We start from the raw sequence: 14,518 nt of genomic DNA, 5'->3' as shown, positions 1-14,518 counted from the left end.
ACCCACAGCAGGGCCCGCCCCAACGGCCGCAGCACGGCGTCCTTCAGCAGCCGCCCGCCCACCACCAGCGCGTCCCACACCATCCGTACCGGCACGACCAGCACCAGCACCACGATCCGCACCGGAACGCGCACCGCGACGGCGAGGCACCCATCGGGCGACTGCCGCGCAGGCGGTTCAGCAGGCGACTTCTCCAGATTCATACCCGCGTAGACGCCTGAACGCCCTGTCCGGATGCAGCAGGTAGCCCTCTCCCTTTTCCCCTTGCTGGGCGTGCACCCGTGCCGGTGTCGGCCGACCCTGGACTCAGGGGGCCTACCGAAGTGGAAGGTGAACGTCGCGATGAAGACACCACCGGTCGTTTCCCCCCGGGAGTGGGAGGCTGCGCGCCAGCAACTGCTGGTGGAGGAGAAGCAACTGACCCGCGCCCGTGACGCACTGGCCGCCAAGCGCCGGCAGATGCCGTGGCAGGCGGTGGAGAAGGAGTACGAGTTCGACGGCCCCGAAGGCAAGGCCAGTCTGCTCGACCTGTTCGAGGGACGTCGCCAGCTGATCGTCTACCGCGCCTTCTTCGAACCCGGGGTGACCGGCTGGCCCGACCACGCCTGCGTCGGCTGCTCCATGGTCGCTGACCACATCGGCCACCTCGCCCATCTGAACGCCCGCGACACCACTCTCGTCTTCGCCTCGCGCGCGCCGCAGCCCGACATCCAGCGGGTGAAGGCGCGGATGGGCTGGACGATGCCCTGGTACACGATCATCGACGACTTCGACACCGACTTCGGTGTGAACGAGTGGCACGGCACGAACGCCTTCATCCGCGACGGCGACAACGTGTTCCGCACCTACTTCATCAACGCCCGCGGCGACGAGGCGTTGGGGAGCACCTGGAGCTACCTCGACATGACCGCGCTCGGCAGGCAGGAGACGTGGGAGAACTCACCCCAGGACTATCCCCAGACCGCACCGTACGCATGGTGGCACTGGCACGACGAGTACGACGGCGGGGGCGAGTCGGCGCGGGGTTGACCGGCCCCGGCACGACCGCACCGCCGGACCGGGCCGCTCGTGGGCCGGGCTCAGGACTTACTCCGCTTCCGGGCCTCGGCCCCGGCGATCGCTTCGGCGTCGGACTCGGCCACCGCGACGGCGAAACCGAGCGCCTCGGTGATGCGAGCTGCCGCCGCCATGACACGTGCCGTGCCCACAACAGGGGCGATCGCCACGAGAACGTCCTGTATCTGCTCAACCGTCAGGTTGGCCTTGACGGCAGGACGGACATGGGCGAGGTAGGAGATCGACGGCGCACCCATGGCCGCGAGCGCGGCGATGCGGGTGAGGATGAGCGAGCTTTCGTCCATGCCACAACGCTCGACCGAGTCGATGGTCATGGCGGAGAGCGTGTCAAGAACCGGAGCCTCAGACGCAGACGACGTAGGCATCTCCGGACCGCCTTCCGGTGCTGGGCGGAACCGGCACGCGGCACCCGCCGGAGCACGGCACCCACGCGCCAGTTGCTTGCCCTTCCACCGTATGGGCCCTCCGAGCCTCACGCATGCGGGGCCGAGCGGGTGACGCCGCTCCGCGAACGGGTGATTCAAGGTGGTTTTCCTCTCGCCGTATGAAAGGAAAAAAGCGGCATTCATGCGTGAACAAGACGCCCGCATGAGCATCAGGGAGGAAAACATGCCGATACAAGCGAACGCGCTCGCGCGCGGCGGCGCGGTACTGGTCACCGCTGCGGCGACCGTCGCCCTGCTGGCCGCCCCGGCCGTAACCACCCAGGCCGAAGCCCACGACGGGCGGACCAACGGCGGGCGGGCCAACGGCGGGCATGCGGCCGAGACCAGGCAGATCGCGTCATCAGTCCTGGACGCCGACGAGAACATCAAGTTCACCCTCACCGCGATCCGGTCCACCGCCGACCCGCTGAGAGCCTCCGTCCGCCTGAAGGCCTTCATGCGGCAGAACGGTAAGTTCGTGCTGTCGGACGAGGTACGGGTCGGTGCGGTGGACGGCTGGTTCTGGTTCCCGGTCACCGGGCGGGGCGCGATCTGCGAGTTCTCGACAGCGAGTACCAACCCCGCGCCCATCACCACAAGCCTTCTGATCACCCCGGCGATCGGCTGCTCACCGCCTCAGAGTTTCGAGCTGCGGGACGGGAAGTTCGAGGCCAACGGCAACAGCACACGGACCCCGCGCGGCGGAGTGAGCACCGGCGGCGGCATGTCCGGACGGCCCGCACCCCAGGGAGCGCCGGGGCCGCGCAGGGCTCAGGCTCCTGACCGGCACCAAGGCCGTTGAACCGATGCGAACTGTCTGCGCCCGTCACGGACGCGCAGTTCGGGTAATTCATCGCGTCAATACGGGAAAACCGCCAGAGGAGTGCGCACACTCTCAGCGTCGAGCTTGATCCTGACCAGCACCGGCATGCCATACAGCTCATCCAGGCCGGGCTATCCCCTGAGGGATACCCTCACTTGGACCCCGGCCCGATTAGGGCGGGCCGGGGGCCAAGTGCTGCACAGACGGGCTTGTCGCTGCCTCAGTTCCACGTCGAGGTCAGCGGCGCTCGTTGTCGATCACTCGGAAGCTGCCTACGATCGCGGTGATCCCGCCGCCGGTCACCACCGTTCCGGGGATTGCGCTACTGGAGCTCCGGGGCCCAATAATCGCAATTGGGGCACCGTTGTCACAGGTAATTCCGCTGAAGAATTCGACGGTCTTGTCGCTCTCGTTCCGGACGTTGAAGTTGGCGGACTGACTACTGATCACAGCGGTGCACACTCCGTGCTCCGCCGCAAACGTTCGCTCGTTGACGAGGATCCGCCCCTCGTTCTCCCTGCGGTTGATGTTCGTCCGGTTGTCACCGCCCTGGGGGACAGTGGAAGCGGCGTCTCCCACGACGTTCGGGGCGGACTGACCAGCCGACTGACCAGCGGACTGCGCGGCCGACTGGGCGGCGTTCTGCGGAGCGGACCGGGGGGCCGAACTGGAAGCTGAGGCATAGTTCACGCCGGTTGCGGCCGCGGCCACAATGCCTACTGACGCCGCGATCGCGACAACGGCACGCTTACGCCTGCCGCCGCTTTTCCTTTCGGGCATTCCGTTTCTCCTTCTCTCAGGGTGTCAGATGATCGACCAACCATGAATGAACTTACTCGGGCCGATTTCTGCCGCCACCGCAGAGATATCTGAAGGGTGACGGAGAGGGGGCCGACTGGGTGTGCGCAAGTCTTGCACCGCACTTATGACGGACCATCAAACAACTGAGAAAAAGGGCAACTTGGCGAACGGTTGAGCCGCCTGGGGGACAGCGCCGACAGTCATTCACCCCGTCGGCAGCATGTCGTGGACCGATGACACCGCTCACAACTGCTAGTGGCGTTCAGAGGCGGGCGTTTACCCCGTTGCCCGGCGCCCCGGCCTCAGGGACCCGAGCGTTCCGCATGGAGTCGTGGTGCGCGCTGCAGGCCCCGCCACGCGCCCCGAACACCCCACCGCACACGAGCACCATCCCCGACATACTGACCGTCAGTCAGCCACTCGCGTACCCGCCGACCGATCTGTCGAACATCGGCCACCCACTCGACGTAATCGCCGAGCATCTCGGCGAGCCACCGCAGAGGGTGCACCGGATCACAGCGGCCGCCGCCACGACAAGCTGCTCGCCGCCCCGCTACTGCCGGCCAACCCGGCGCCGACGACAGGCAACCTGCCCGCCGACGAGGCGGCGGCGACCAATGAGCGAGGCTCTGCAGACGGCGCCCGCCGAGCGGTACGACGCCGTGCCGACGCCGCCGCGGCAGCGGGTTGTCTCCGCCGGCGCGGCGGCGTCGGCAGGCGCCGTCTACTTCACCGTCAGCGGCAGCAGCTTCTTGCCCGTCGGGCCGATCTGGATGTGCGTGTCGAGCTGCGGACACACCCCACAGTCAAAGCACGGCGTCCACCGGCAGTCCTCGACCTCCGTCTCGTCGAGGGCGTCCTGCCAGTCCTCCCAGAGCCAGTCCTTGTCCAGCCCGGAATCCAGGTGGTCCCAGGGGAGGACCTCCTCGTAGGACCGTTCGCGGGTGGTGTACCAGTCGACGTCCACGCCGAAGGGGGCGAGTGCCTTGTCCGCGCAGCTCATCCAGCGGTCGTACGAGAAGTGCTCGCGCCAGCCGTCGAAGCGGCCGCCGTCCTCGTAGACCGCGCGGATGACCGAGCCGATGCGGCGGTCGCCCCGTGACAGCAGGCCCTCGACGATGCCCGGCTTGCCGTCGTGGTAGCGGAAGCCGATCGAGCGGCCGTACTTCTTGTCGCCCCGGATCTTGTCCCTCAGCTTCTGCAGGCGGGCGTCCGTCTCCTCCGCGCTCAGCTGCGGGGCCCACTGGAACGGGGTGTGCGGCTTGGGGACGAAGCCGCCGATCGAGACCGTGCAGCGGATGTCGTTCGCGCCGGAGACCTCGCGGCCCTTCTGGATGACGCGGGTCGCCATGTCGGCGATCTGGAGGACGTCGTCGTCCGTCTCCGTCGGCAGGCCGCACATGAAGTACAGCTTCACCTGGCGCCAGCCGTTGCCGTAGGCGGTGGAGACGGTCCGGATCAGGTCCTCCTCCGAGACCATCTTGTTGATGACCTTGCGGATGCGCTCCGAGCCGCCCTCGGGGGCGAACGTCAGGCCCGAGCGGCGGCCGTTCCTCGTCAGCTCGTTCGCCAGGTCGATGTTGAAGGCGTCCACGCGGGTGGAGGGCAGCGAGAGGCCGATCTTGTCCTCTTCGTAGCGGTCCGCCAGGCCCTTGGCGATGTCGCCGATCTCCGAGTGGTCCGCGGAGGACAGGGACAGGAGGCCGACCTCCTCGAAGCCCGTGGCCTTCAGGCCCTTGTCGACCATCTCGCCGATGCCCGTGATCGAACGCTCCCGCACCGGGCGCGTGATCATGCCCGCCTGGCAGAAGCGGCAGCCGCGCGTGCAGCCGCGGAAGATCTCCACCGACATGCGCTCGTGAACCGTCTCGGCCAGCGGGACGAGGGGCTGCTTGGGGTACGGCCACTCGTCCAGGTCCATGACCGTGTGCTTGGACACACGCCACGGGACGCCCGACTTGTTGGGGACCACACGGGCGATGCGGCCGTCCGGGAGGTACTCCACGTCGTAGAACGCCGGGATGTAGACCGCGCCCGTCTTCGCCAGGCGGAACAGGACCTCCTCGCGGCCACCGGGGCGGCCCTCCGCCTTCCACTCGCGGATGATCTTCGTCATGTCCAGTACGGCCTGCTCGCCGTCGCCGATGACCGCCGCGTCGATGAAGTCGGCGATCGGCTCGGGGTTGAAGGCCGCGTGGCCGCCAGCCAGGACGATCGGGTCGTCCACGGTCCGGTCCTTGGACTCCAGGGGGATGCCGGCCAGGTCCAGGGCCGTGAGCATGTTCGTGTAGCCCAGTTCCGTGGAGAAGGACAGACCGAACACGTCGAAGGCCTTCACCGGCCTGTGGCTGTCCACCGTGAACTGCGGGACGTCGTGTTCCCGCATCAGCTCCTCCAGATCCGGCCACACGCTGTACGTGCGCTCGGCGAGGACGCCCTCCTGCTCGTTCAGTACCTCGTAGAGGATCATGACGCCCTGGTTGGGCAGCCCGACCTCGTACGCGTCGGGGTACATGAGCGCCCAGCGGACGTCAGAGGACTCCCACGGCTTGACGGTGGAGTTGAGCTCTCCGCCGACGTACTGGATCGGCTTCTGCACATGCGGGAGCAGAGCTTCGAGCTGCGGAAACACAGAGTCGGCGGCCGCAGCGACTTCGGCAGACATCTAGCGAACCTTCGTGAGCTGGATGGAGGACTGGACGGAACTGACAGGAGTGACCATCCACCCTAACGCGACTCACACCACCGTCCGTACGCGTCAGGACGTGCATCACCGCCCGTACGGTCATATGTCAAGGCGGGCATCACCGCCCGTACATGTCAGGGCGTGCGCCACCGCTCGTACGCGTCCGGAAGCGTCGCCTCGATCTCCGCCGCCCTGCGCTCCTCCCGGCCGTACAGCACCCCGTACGTGAAGGAGATCTCCCCCGCCCCCTGGGCCTGCGACGCGAGGTCGCGCAGGGCCTCCCGGGCCATCACGCTGTCCTGGTGGTCACCGAGGAGGGTCTGGAGCGACTTACTGGCGCGGACCCGGGCCTTGAAGCCGTCGTCGAAGTCGACGGCCGCCTCCGCCGCGTACCGGGCGCGCTTGGCCTTCTTGCGGGCCTCGTGCATCGCCAGGTCGCGGTCGGTGCCGGACGGTAGGTCCAGGGCCTGCTCGACCAGTGTGGACACCTTGCCCTCCTCCCGCCGGACGGCCTTGGTGAGCACCTTCTCCGGATCACCCTGGGCGGCCTTGAGCAGGGGCGGCTGGGCGATCAGCGCGTCGAGGGTGTTCAGCAGGTCCAGGTACCGCGTTCCGTCGAGTACGGCGATCAGCCGACGGCGTGAGCCGGAGCTGCCTGCCTGCGACCAGGTGCGCAGCCGGGTGCGGACGGGGCCGACGAGGAGCGTGCTGGGCAGGTCGTCCAGCGCGGCCGTCAGGCGTTCGGTCAGCACCTCCTGGTCGCGGTCGACGCCCAACTCCCCCGCCAGCCACTTGAGTTCCGCACCGATGGGGTCCGTGAAGGTGCGGTCCAGGACCTTGGAGTACGACCGGAGGGAGCTGCGCAGCCGCCGGGTGGCGACGCGCATGCTGTGCACGGAGTCGGGCAGGTCGCGACGGACGGCGGGGTCGAGGCCGACGATCGCGTCGCGCTGGGCGCCCACGTAGGCGAGGACGTGGTCGGCGGCGACCCGCGGGGGCTCGGGAGCGCGCTTGCCGCCCGCCTTGCCTTTCTTGGTCGCCTTGGCCTCCTCAGCTGCCTTGCCGCCCTCAGCCCCTTTGGCTTCCTCAGCCCTTTTGGCTCCCTTGGGCTCCTTCGCTCCCTTGGCCTTCTTGTCGGGCTCGCTCTTCGCCGCGTCGGCCTCGCGCGGTGTCGTCTCGCGCAGGGCTCTGGCCAGCTTCGAGGGCGCGGCGGACGCCCGTACGCCCGCCTTGCGCAGCTTCTTGTCGACCTTGTCGAGGAACGCCGGGTCGCCGCCGTCGGCCAGCTCCACCTCGATCTCGGACCACTGTGTGCCGAGCGGCACACCGATGAGACGCTCGGCGTGTACGGCGTCGACCCCGACCTCGGCCAGGAGCGCGCCGTCCGCGTCGAGCAGGTCACGGACGTCGCGGGAGGAGCGGATGCGGACGAGAGGGACGAGGTCGGTGTCACGGACTCGGGAGCGCAGGAGCCCGGCGAGTGCGCTGGGCACCGCGTCGGAGAGGGGCTCGCGAATCTCGTCCCGTACGCCGGAGGAGACGGGGAACTTCAGGTGCCAGCCCGCGTCGTCGCCTCCGGTGCGGCGGCGCAGGGTGATCCCCGCCGAGGCGAGGCGTTCGTCCGGGGTGTCGTAGTAGACGGCGTCCAGCTCGGCGACGCCTTTGTCCACGACGGTCGTGACCCCGGCGACTCCGGTCAGGTCGGGCAGGCCACTCTCGTCGGATTCGTACTTCCGCTCGATTTCGCGTTTCGTGTCCGCCATGAACCGAATCTAGTCGCCATTCCGCTTATGCGACATCCCCAAAACGGCACGACACCGACATCAGCCGTTCACCTCCGCTTCAGCACCGCGATTCACCACCCCGAGCGGAGTGCCTACGCCGACATGGGCCGCTGCACCCGGATGGACTGCAACAGACCCACCGCCACCCACACCGCGAACATCGACGACCCTCCGTACGACACGAACGGCAGCGGCAGACCGGCCACCGGCATGATCCCGAGCGTCATTCCGATGTTCTCGAAGGTCTGGAAGGCGAACCAGGCGATGATCCCGGCGGCGACGATCGTGCCGTACAGCTCGGTCGTCTCGCGGGCGATGCGGCAGGCTCGCCACATCACCACACCCAGCAGCACGATGATCAGGCCCGCGCCGACGAAGCCCAGTTCCTCTCCCGCGACCGTGAAGACGAAGTCCGTCTGCTGTTCGGGCACGAACTGGCCGGTGGTCTGCGAGCCCTTGCCGAGTCCGGTGCCGAAGAGGCCGCCGGAGCCGATGGCGATGCGGGCCTGGTTGGTGTTGTAGCCGACGCCGGCCGGGTCGAGCTCGGGGTTGGCGAAGGCGGCGAACCGGTTGATCTGGTACTCGTCGAGGATCTTGAGCTGCCAGACCGCGACCGCGCCCATCGCGCCCGCGCCGATCAGCCCGAGCACCCAGCGGTTGGAGGCGCCGGAGGCGAGCAGCACACCCAGCACGATGATGACCATGACCATGACCGAGCCGAGGTCGGGCATGAGCAGCACGATCATTATCGGCACGGCGGCGAGGCCGAGGGACTGCAGGACCGTGCGGTGGTCGGGGTACGGCTTGTCGCCCGCGTCCACTCTGGCGGCGAGCAGCATCGCCATGCCCAGGATGATCGTGATCTTCACGAACTCGGAGGGCTGGAGCGAGAAGCCACCGCCGAGGACGATCCACGCGTGGGCGCCGTTGATGGTGGCGCCGAGCGGGGTGAGCACCAGCAGGATCAGGAAGACCGAGACGCCGTACAGGATCGGGACGGCCGTGCGCAGGGTGCGGTGGCCGAGCCAGATCGTGCCGACCATCAGGGCGATCCCGATGCCGGTGTTGAGGAGGTGCCGGACGAGGAAGTAGTACGGGTCGCCCTGGTTGAGCACGGTGCGGTTGCGGGTGGCCGAGTAGACGAGGGCCGCGCCGATCAGGGACAGCGCGACGGTGCACAGCAGCATCGGCCAGTCGAGCCTGCGGGCGAGCGAGTCGCGGGCGATCAGCCGGGCCCAGCCGGAGCGCTGGGGCCCGTATCCGGAGACGGAGAAAGTGTTGGCTCCTGTCATGGAGACGTCCTCCGCCTCATCCTCTTCTTCAGGCCCTTCAGGCCCTTCAGGTTCTTCGGGTTCTTCAGGTTCTTCGGGTTCTTCGGGTTCTTCGGGTTCTTCGGGCGGACTGTGCGCCGTCGGGTGTCACGGTTGGTGCCGGCGCCGGGCTGGGGCACGGTGGCGGCCGGGTCGTTGCCCGGCAGCGTCTGAGCCCCTTCCTCGGTGGCCTGCTCCGGCTCCTTCGGCGGGTACGTCCCGATCTTCGGGGCGTCGATGGACCCGTCGGCATCGATCTTCGGCAGGCCCTCCTGCGGGGTGGAGAGCAGTGCCTTCTTCTTGTCGATCGCGCCGTCCTCGGAGACCCCGTACAGGGCGTTGTAGAGCTTGCGGACGGCCGGGGCCGAGGCTCCGGAACCCGTACCACCCTGGGAGATCGTCATGACGATCGAGTAGTCCTTGGTGTACGAGGCGAACCACGAGGTGGTCTGCTTGCCGTAGACCTCGGCCGTACCCGTCTTGGCGTGCATGGGGATCTGGTCCTGCGGCCAGCCCTGGAAGCGCCAGGCGGCGGTGCCGCGGGTCGCGACGCCCGCGAGGGCATCGTTCATCTCGTCGCGGAGCTTCTGCGTTATGGGCAGCTTGCCGTGCGGCTTGGGTTCGATCTCCTCGACGTGCTTGCCGTCGGCGCTGACGATGGCCTTGCCGACGGTGGGGTTGTAGAGGGTGCCGCCGTTGGAGATCGCCGAGTAGATCGTGGCCATCTGGATGGGGGTGACAAGGGTGTCGCCCTGTCCGATGGAGTAGTTGACGGAGTCACCGGCACGCATCTGGTTGCCTTCGAGGCAGTTCTCGTACGCGATGCGCTCGCCGTAGTCGCCGTCCTTCTTGCCGGACTTGCACCAGGCGTCCTTGTTGGCCGTCCAGTAGCTCTGCTTCCACTGGCGGTCGGGGATGCGGCCGCTGACCTCGTTGGGCAGGTCGATGCCGGTCTCGGCGCCGAGGCCGAACTGGTGGGCGGTCTTGTAGAACCAGTCGTCGGCGTTCTTCTTCGGCTTGGTGCCGCCGTCGCGCTTCCACTCCTCGTGGGCGAGCCGGTAGAAGACGGTGTCGCAGGAGACCTCCAGGGCTTGGCCGAGGCTGATCGGGCCGTACCCCTTGGACTCGAAGTTGTTGAAGACCTGGCCGCCGATGGAGTACGAGCTGGAGCAGTCGTACGGTCCGTTGAAGGAGTAACCGGCGTTGACCGCGGCGGCCGTCGGGATGACCTTGAAGATGGAGCCGGGGGCCGACTGGCCCTGGATCGCGCGGTTCAGCAGCGGGTAGTTGGACTTCTTCTCGGTGAGCCGGGCGTAGTCCTTGCCGGAGATGCCGCCGACCCAGGCGTTCGGGTCGTACGTCGGGTTGGACGCCATGGCGACGACGCGGCCGGTCTTGGCCTCCATCACCACGACCGCGCCGGAGTCCGCCTTGTAGTTGGTGCCGGTGTTCCGGTCGTGCTCCTTGCGGGCCGCCTTCATCGCCTCTTCGAGCTCGTACTCGGCGATGCGCTGGACGCGGGCGTCGACGCTGGTGACCAGGTTCGAGCCGGGCTCGGCCGGGTCGGCCTGCGCACGCCCTATGACCCGGCCGAGGTTGTCGACCTCGTAGCGGGTGACGCCGGCCTTGCCGCGCAGCTGCTTGTCGTACTGGCGCTCAAGGCCGCTGCGTCCCACCTGGTCGGAGCGCAGGAACGGCGAGTCGGTGTCCTGGGCCTGCTGGATCTCCTCGTCCGTGACGGGCGAGAGGTAGCCGAGAACCTGTGCGGTGTTGGACTCGCCGGGGCTCGCGTAGCGGCGCACGGCCTGGGGCTCGGCGGTGATGCCGGGGAAGTCCTCGGAGCGCTCGCGGATCTGCAGGGCCTGCTTGGCGGTGGCCTCGTCGGTGATGGGGATCGGCTGGTACGGGGAACCGTTCCAGCAGGGCTGCGGCGTCTTGGAGTCGCACAGCCGGACCTTGTTCATGACCTCCCTGGGCTTCATGCCCAGGACGCCGGCGAGCTTGGTGAGGGCCGCCTTGCCGTCGTCCTTCATCTTCAGCAGGTCCGTGCGGGAGGCGGAGACGACGAGCCGGGTCTCGTTGTCGGCGATCGGCACACCGCGGGCGTCGAGGATCGAGCCGCGCACGGCGGGGTCGACGACCTTCTGCACGTGGTTGCCGGACGCCTCCTTGGCGTAGGCCTCGCCCTCGCGGATCTGGAGGTACCAGAGGCGGCCGCCGAGGGTGCCGAGGAGGGAGACGACGAGGATCTGGATGATGACGAGCCGGATCTGGACCCGTGGGGTCCGGCCCGTCTCGGGGATATTGGTCACTGCGGCTGCCTCCCCCTCTCAGAGCGCGTACGGGCATCGGTGCGTGTACGGGCATACGAGCACGTACGGGCATACGAGTACGTACGGGCATACGAGTACACCGACAAGCTGTGTGCGCGGGCGGCGGGCGCGCGCGTGGTCGACTGCCGTGCCCTCACAGCCGCTTGACCCCCTTGATGCGTCCGGCGCGGGCCATACGCGCTCTGACGGCCTTCATGCGCAGGCCACCGCGCTGGCTGCCGATGCGCAGGCCGGTGCCGGCGGAGAGCCAGCCCGGGGAGACGTCGGCGGCCTTGGCGGAGGCGGTCTCTGCGAGCGGGTCGCGGTCGGCGCGGCGGGCCAGGGCGATGATCCCGGGGACGACGAAGGGGGCGAGCAGCAGGTCGTACAGGGCGGCGGTGAACAGCAGGCTGGGCAGGCCGACATGGCGGGCGGCCGTGTCGCCGACAAGAGCGCCGACACCGGCGTACAGCAGGGTCGTGCCGACGGCGGCGGCGACCACGACGGCCATGGGCCCGGTCGCGGACCTGAGCTGCCCGTTGTCGGGCTTGGCCAGTCCGGCGAGGTAGCCGATGACGCAGAGCACGAGGGCGTAGCGCCCGGCGGCGTGGTCGGCCGGCGGGGCGAGGTCCGCCAGGAGGCCCGCGCCGAAGCCGATGAAGGCACCGCCGACATGGCCGTACACCAGTGCCAGGCCGAGAACCGTGAGGAGCACCAAGTCCGGTACGGCACCCGGAAGATGGAGTCGGGCGAGGATGCTCACCTGGACGACCAGGGCCACGATCACGAGGGTCGTGGAGAGCAGCATCCGGTTGAAGCGCATGGGGGTTCAGCTCCTACTGCTCTTGCGGTTGTCCGTCGGTGGGCGCCGCGGCGGACGGTGTGACCGTCACCGTCACGGTCGGCGTGGGCGTGGGCTTCGGCTTGTCCGGCAGGACGGTGTCACGGGGATCCCTGCGGGGCGCCTCGACGACGACACCGACGATGTCGAGCTTCGTGAAACCGACGTACGGCCTGACGTAGATCGTGCGGGTGAGGTCACCGCCCGACGGATCGACCCGCGACACGACCCCCACCGGCACACCCGGCACGAACGGTTTGTCGGCCTCCGACCCGAAGGTGACGAGCCGGTCGCCCTTCTTCACCTTCGCCTTGCCGTTGAGCAGTTCGACGCGCAGCGGCCGGTCACCCTGCCCGGAGGCGAAGCCGAGCTCGTCGGTGGCCTCCATGCGCGTGCCCACGGTGAAGTCGGGGTCGCTGGCGAGCAGCACGGTGGCGGTGTTCGGTGCGACGGTGGTGACCCGACCGACCAGCCCGTCGCCGTTCAGCACGGTCATGTCCCGCTTGATGCCCTCTTTGGAGCCGATGTCGATGGTGACGGTCCACGAGAACCCCTGGGCGGCGCCGATGGCGATGACCTCGGCGCCCTTGATGCCGTACTGGCCGTTGGCGGCGGTCTTCAGCATCTTGTCGAGCTGCCTGACGCGGCTTCGGTTGCGGTCGTCGCTGCCGAGCTCGGCCTTCAGCGCGGCGTTCTCCTTCTCCAGTGCGGCGAGCCGGTCATGCCGTTCGCCGGAGTCACGGATGGCGGAGACGGCGTTCCCGATGGGGTCGACGGCGGTCGAGACCCCGTCCTCGATCGGACCGAAGACCGTGGCCGCGGCTTGCCGGGCACCGTCGACCGGAGAGTCCTCCCCACCGCGGATGTCCACCGTGATCAGTGCGAACGCGATGGCGATCAGCAGCACCAGGAGCAGTCGGCTCTCTCGTGTGTCCCTCACGTGCGGCGGCCGTGCCCTTCCTTGTCGGAATGGTCAGTTCGAAAAGCTCACCAAGGGGTCCCGAGCGCGCGGGCACTCACGGGTGTTATGGGGGAGCTTATGCCTCAATATCAACGATCCGCCGTACGAGAGGGGTTCGTCTCGTACGGCGGAGCCGAAGTTATATGTCATCTGCGGGGCTGGGCGTCGAGCACCTGCTGCAACGCCTCGAACTCCTCGACGCACTTGCCGGAACCGAGCGCCACGCTGTCCAGCGGGTCCTCGGCGATATGGATCGGCATCCCGGTCTCCCGGCGCAGCCGCTCGTCCAGGCCGCGCAACAGCGCACCGCCGCCGGTCAGCACGATCCCCCGGTCCATGATGTCGCCGGAGAGCTCCGGCGGACACTTGTCGAGGGTGGTCTTGACGGCATCGACGATGGCATTGACCGGCTCTTCGATGGCCTTCCGCACCTCACCCGTGGAGATGACCACGGTCTTCGGCAGCCCGGAGACGAGGTCCCGGCCGCGGATTTCGGTGTGCTCGTCAGAGTCGAGGTCGTACGCCGAACCAATTGTGATCTTGATCTGTTCGGCCGTCCGCTCACCAAGAAGCAGCGAGTACTCCTTCTTGATGTGCTGAATGATCGCGTTGTCCAGCTCGTCGCCCGCTACGCGGATGGACTGTGCTGTGACGATTCCGCCGAGCGAGATGACCGCGACCTCCGTGGTGCCGCCGCCGATGTCCACCACCATGTTGCCCGTGGCCTCGTGGACCGGCAGGCCGGAGCCGATGGCCGCGGCCATGGGCTCCTCGATGATGTGCACCTGGCGGGCGCCGGCCTGGGAGGACGCCTCGATGACGGCGCGGCGCTCGACACCGGTGATACCGGAGGGCACGCAGACGACGACCCGGGGCCGGGCCAGATACCTCCGCTTGTGGATCTTCAGGATGAAGTAACGGAGCATCCGCTCGGTGATCTCGAAGTCGGCGATGACGCCGTCCTTGAGCGGGCGCACGGCGACGATGTTGCCAGGCGTCCGACCGATCATCTTCTTCGCTTCCGCGCCGACCGCGAGGATGCCACCGGTGTTGGTGTTGATCGCGACGACGGACGGTTCGTTGAGTACGATCCCGCGACCCCTGACGTACACCAGCGTGTTGGCGGTCCCGAGGTCGACAGCCATGTCACGGCCGATGAACGACATTGAGTTCCCCATCAGGATTCGTCTGGCCTTCCCAAAGTGGAGCACTGACGGCTTTTCGGGTTGGCGAAGTGGGTGCTGTGACGTGAAGGCTTACATCGTAGTCTCGCCCGCACGGACACTGCGCGAGGGTCTTCGCCATTGTGGGCAGATGATGGGCCGCCTCGCTCGCGCAGACGGTCCATCGGGGGCACGCGTTCCCCCGATCTGCATGCGTATGCCGGGGGAACCGCGAATTTTCCGGGGAGTTGCCTGGTCAGCCGGGGAAGTGGGGCTGACGGAGGATCAGAAAATCGGTGCTTTCCGTGTGGGCTGAACGTGTCTCTTATAAACAA

Annotated in this window: 11 protein-coding genes and 1 pseudogene; 2 read left to right on the top strand and 10 right to left on the bottom strand. The window is 68.0% G+C overall.

Going from position 1 to position 14,518, the window contains the following annotated elements; all coding sequences use genetic code 11:
* Positions 1 to 203: pseudogene (locus FPZ41_RS38220) on the bottom strand (hypothetical protein); the annotation flags it as partial.
* 139 nt (positions 204 to 342) lie between these two features.
* Between FPZ41_RS38220 and FPZ41_RS38215 the strand changes: the two are divergent.
* Complete coding sequence (locus FPZ41_RS38215; RefSeq protein WP_152868373.1) at positions 343 to 1,029, top strand: DUF899 domain-containing protein; 687 nt, start codon at positions 343 to 345, stop codon at positions 1,027 to 1,029.
* A gap of 50 nt (positions 1,030 to 1,079) precedes the next feature.
* On the opposite strand, the gene FPZ41_RS38210 is transcribed toward FPZ41_RS38215, so the two are convergent.
* The gene (locus tag FPZ41_RS38210) at positions 1,080 to 1,391 is read right to left on the bottom strand and encodes a carboxymuconolactone decarboxylase family protein (protein WP_152868371.1); all 312 of its coding nucleotides are present in this window, start codon (positions 1,389 to 1,391) and stop codon (positions 1,080 to 1,082) included.
* Between the two features lie 295 nt (positions 1,392 to 1,686).
* Between FPZ41_RS38210 and FPZ41_RS38205 the strand changes: the two genes are divergently transcribed.
* The gene (locus FPZ41_RS38205) at positions 1,687 to 2,304 is read left to right on the top strand and encodes a hypothetical protein (RefSeq protein ID WP_194236366.1); all 618 of its coding nucleotides are present in this window, start codon (positions 1,687 to 1,689) and stop codon (positions 2,302 to 2,304) included.
* A 258-nt stretch (positions 2,305 to 2,562) separates the two neighbouring features.
* Here FPZ41_RS38205 and FPZ41_RS38200 read toward each other — a convergent pair whose 3' ends face one another.
* The 8 genes from FPZ41_RS38200 to FPZ41_RS38165 form a co-directional block, all read right to left on the bottom strand.
* Entirely contained in the window at positions 2,563 to 3,105 is a 543-nt protein-coding gene (locus tag FPZ41_RS38200; protein WP_152868369.1) for a hypothetical protein, read from the bottom strand.
* A gap of 745 nt (positions 3,106 to 3,850) precedes the next feature.
* Positions 3,851 to 5,791: a TIGR03960 family B12-binding radical SAM protein gene (locus FPZ41_RS38195; protein WP_152868367.1), complete on the bottom strand. Its 1,941-nt coding sequence runs from the start codon at positions 5,789 to 5,791 to the stop codon at positions 3,851 to 3,853.
* 155 nt (positions 5,792 to 5,946) lie between these two features.
* Entirely contained in the window at positions 5,947 to 7,575 is a 1,629-nt protein-coding gene (locus tag FPZ41_RS38190; protein ID WP_152868365.1) for a CYTH and CHAD domain-containing protein, read from the bottom strand.
* Between the two features lie 113 nt (positions 7,576 to 7,688).
* Positions 7,689 to 8,888 (bottom strand): rod shape-determining protein RodA, encoded by a 1,200-nt coding sequence (gene rodA / locus FPZ41_RS38185; protein ID WP_131562966.1) that lies wholly within the window; start codon positions 8,886 to 8,888, stop codon positions 7,689 to 7,691.
* On the bottom strand, positions 8,885 to 11,218 hold the full coding sequence (mrdA, locus tag FPZ41_RS38180) for a penicillin-binding protein 2 (RefSeq protein ID WP_322621258.1): 2,334 nt from the start codon (positions 11,216 to 11,218) through the stop codon (positions 8,885 to 8,887). Before mrdA ends, rodA begins: the two co-directional genes overlap by 4 nt.
* A gap of 154 nt (positions 11,219 to 11,372) precedes the next feature.
* Positions 11,373 to 12,041: a rod shape-determining protein MreD gene (mreD, locus tag FPZ41_RS38175; RefSeq protein WP_152868363.1), complete on the bottom strand. Its 669-nt coding sequence runs from the start codon at positions 12,039 to 12,041 to the stop codon at positions 11,373 to 11,375.
* A gap of 13 nt (positions 12,042 to 12,054) precedes the next feature.
* Positions 12,055 to 12,999, bottom strand: a complete 945-nt coding sequence (mreC, locus tag FPZ41_RS38170; RefSeq protein ID WP_322621257.1) for a rod shape-determining protein MreC — start codon at positions 12,997 to 12,999, stop codon at positions 12,055 to 12,057.
* A 167-nt stretch (positions 13,000 to 13,166) separates the two neighbouring features.
* Positions 13,167 to 14,186: a rod shape-determining protein gene (locus FPZ41_RS38165; protein ID WP_131562958.1), complete on the bottom strand. Its 1,020-nt coding sequence runs from the start codon at positions 14,184 to 14,186 to the stop codon at positions 13,167 to 13,169.
* Positions 14,187 to 14,518 lie beyond the last annotated feature (332 nt).

Source organism: Streptomyces acidicola (assembly GCF_009377235.1).
Lineage (GTDB): Bacteria > Actinomycetota > Actinomycetes > Streptomycetales > Streptomycetaceae > Streptomyces > Streptomyces acidicola.
This window is presented reverse-complemented; position numbering and strand designations above follow the sequence as displayed.

Coding starts and splice junctions, on each gene's coding strand:
- FPZ41_RS38215 (WP_152868373.1), top strand. CDS start 343: ATGAAGACACCACCGGTCGTTTCCCCCCGGGAGTGGGAGGCTGCGCGC.
- FPZ41_RS38165 (WP_131562958.1), bottom strand. CDS start 14,186: ATGTCGTTCATCGGCCGTGACATGGCTGTCGACCTCGGGACCGCCAAC.
- FPZ41_RS38200 (WP_152868369.1), bottom strand. CDS start 3,105: ATGCCCGAAAGGAAAAGCGGCGGCAGGCGTAAGCGTGCCGTTGTCGCG.
- FPZ41_RS38195 (WP_152868367.1), bottom strand. CDS start 5,791: ATGTCTGCCGAAGTCGCTGCGGCCGCCGACTCTGTGTTTCCGCAGCTC.
- rodA (WP_131562966.1), bottom strand. CDS start 8,888: ATGACAGGAGCCAACACTTTCTCCGTCTCCGGATACGGGCCCCAGCGC.
- FPZ41_RS38190 (WP_152868365.1), bottom strand. CDS start 7,575: ATGGCGGACACGAAACGCGAAATCGAGCGGAAGTACGAATCCGACGAG.
- FPZ41_RS38210 (WP_152868371.1), bottom strand. CDS start 1,391: ATGACCATCGACTCGGTCGAGCGTTGTGGCATGGACGAAAGCTCGCTC.
- mreD (WP_152868363.1), bottom strand. CDS start 12,041: ATGCGCTTCAACCGGATGCTGCTCTCCACGACCCTCGTGATCGTGGCC.
- FPZ41_RS38205 (WP_194236366.1), top strand. CDS start 1,687: ATGCCGATACAAGCGAACGCGCTCGCGCGCGGCGGCGCGGTACTGGTC.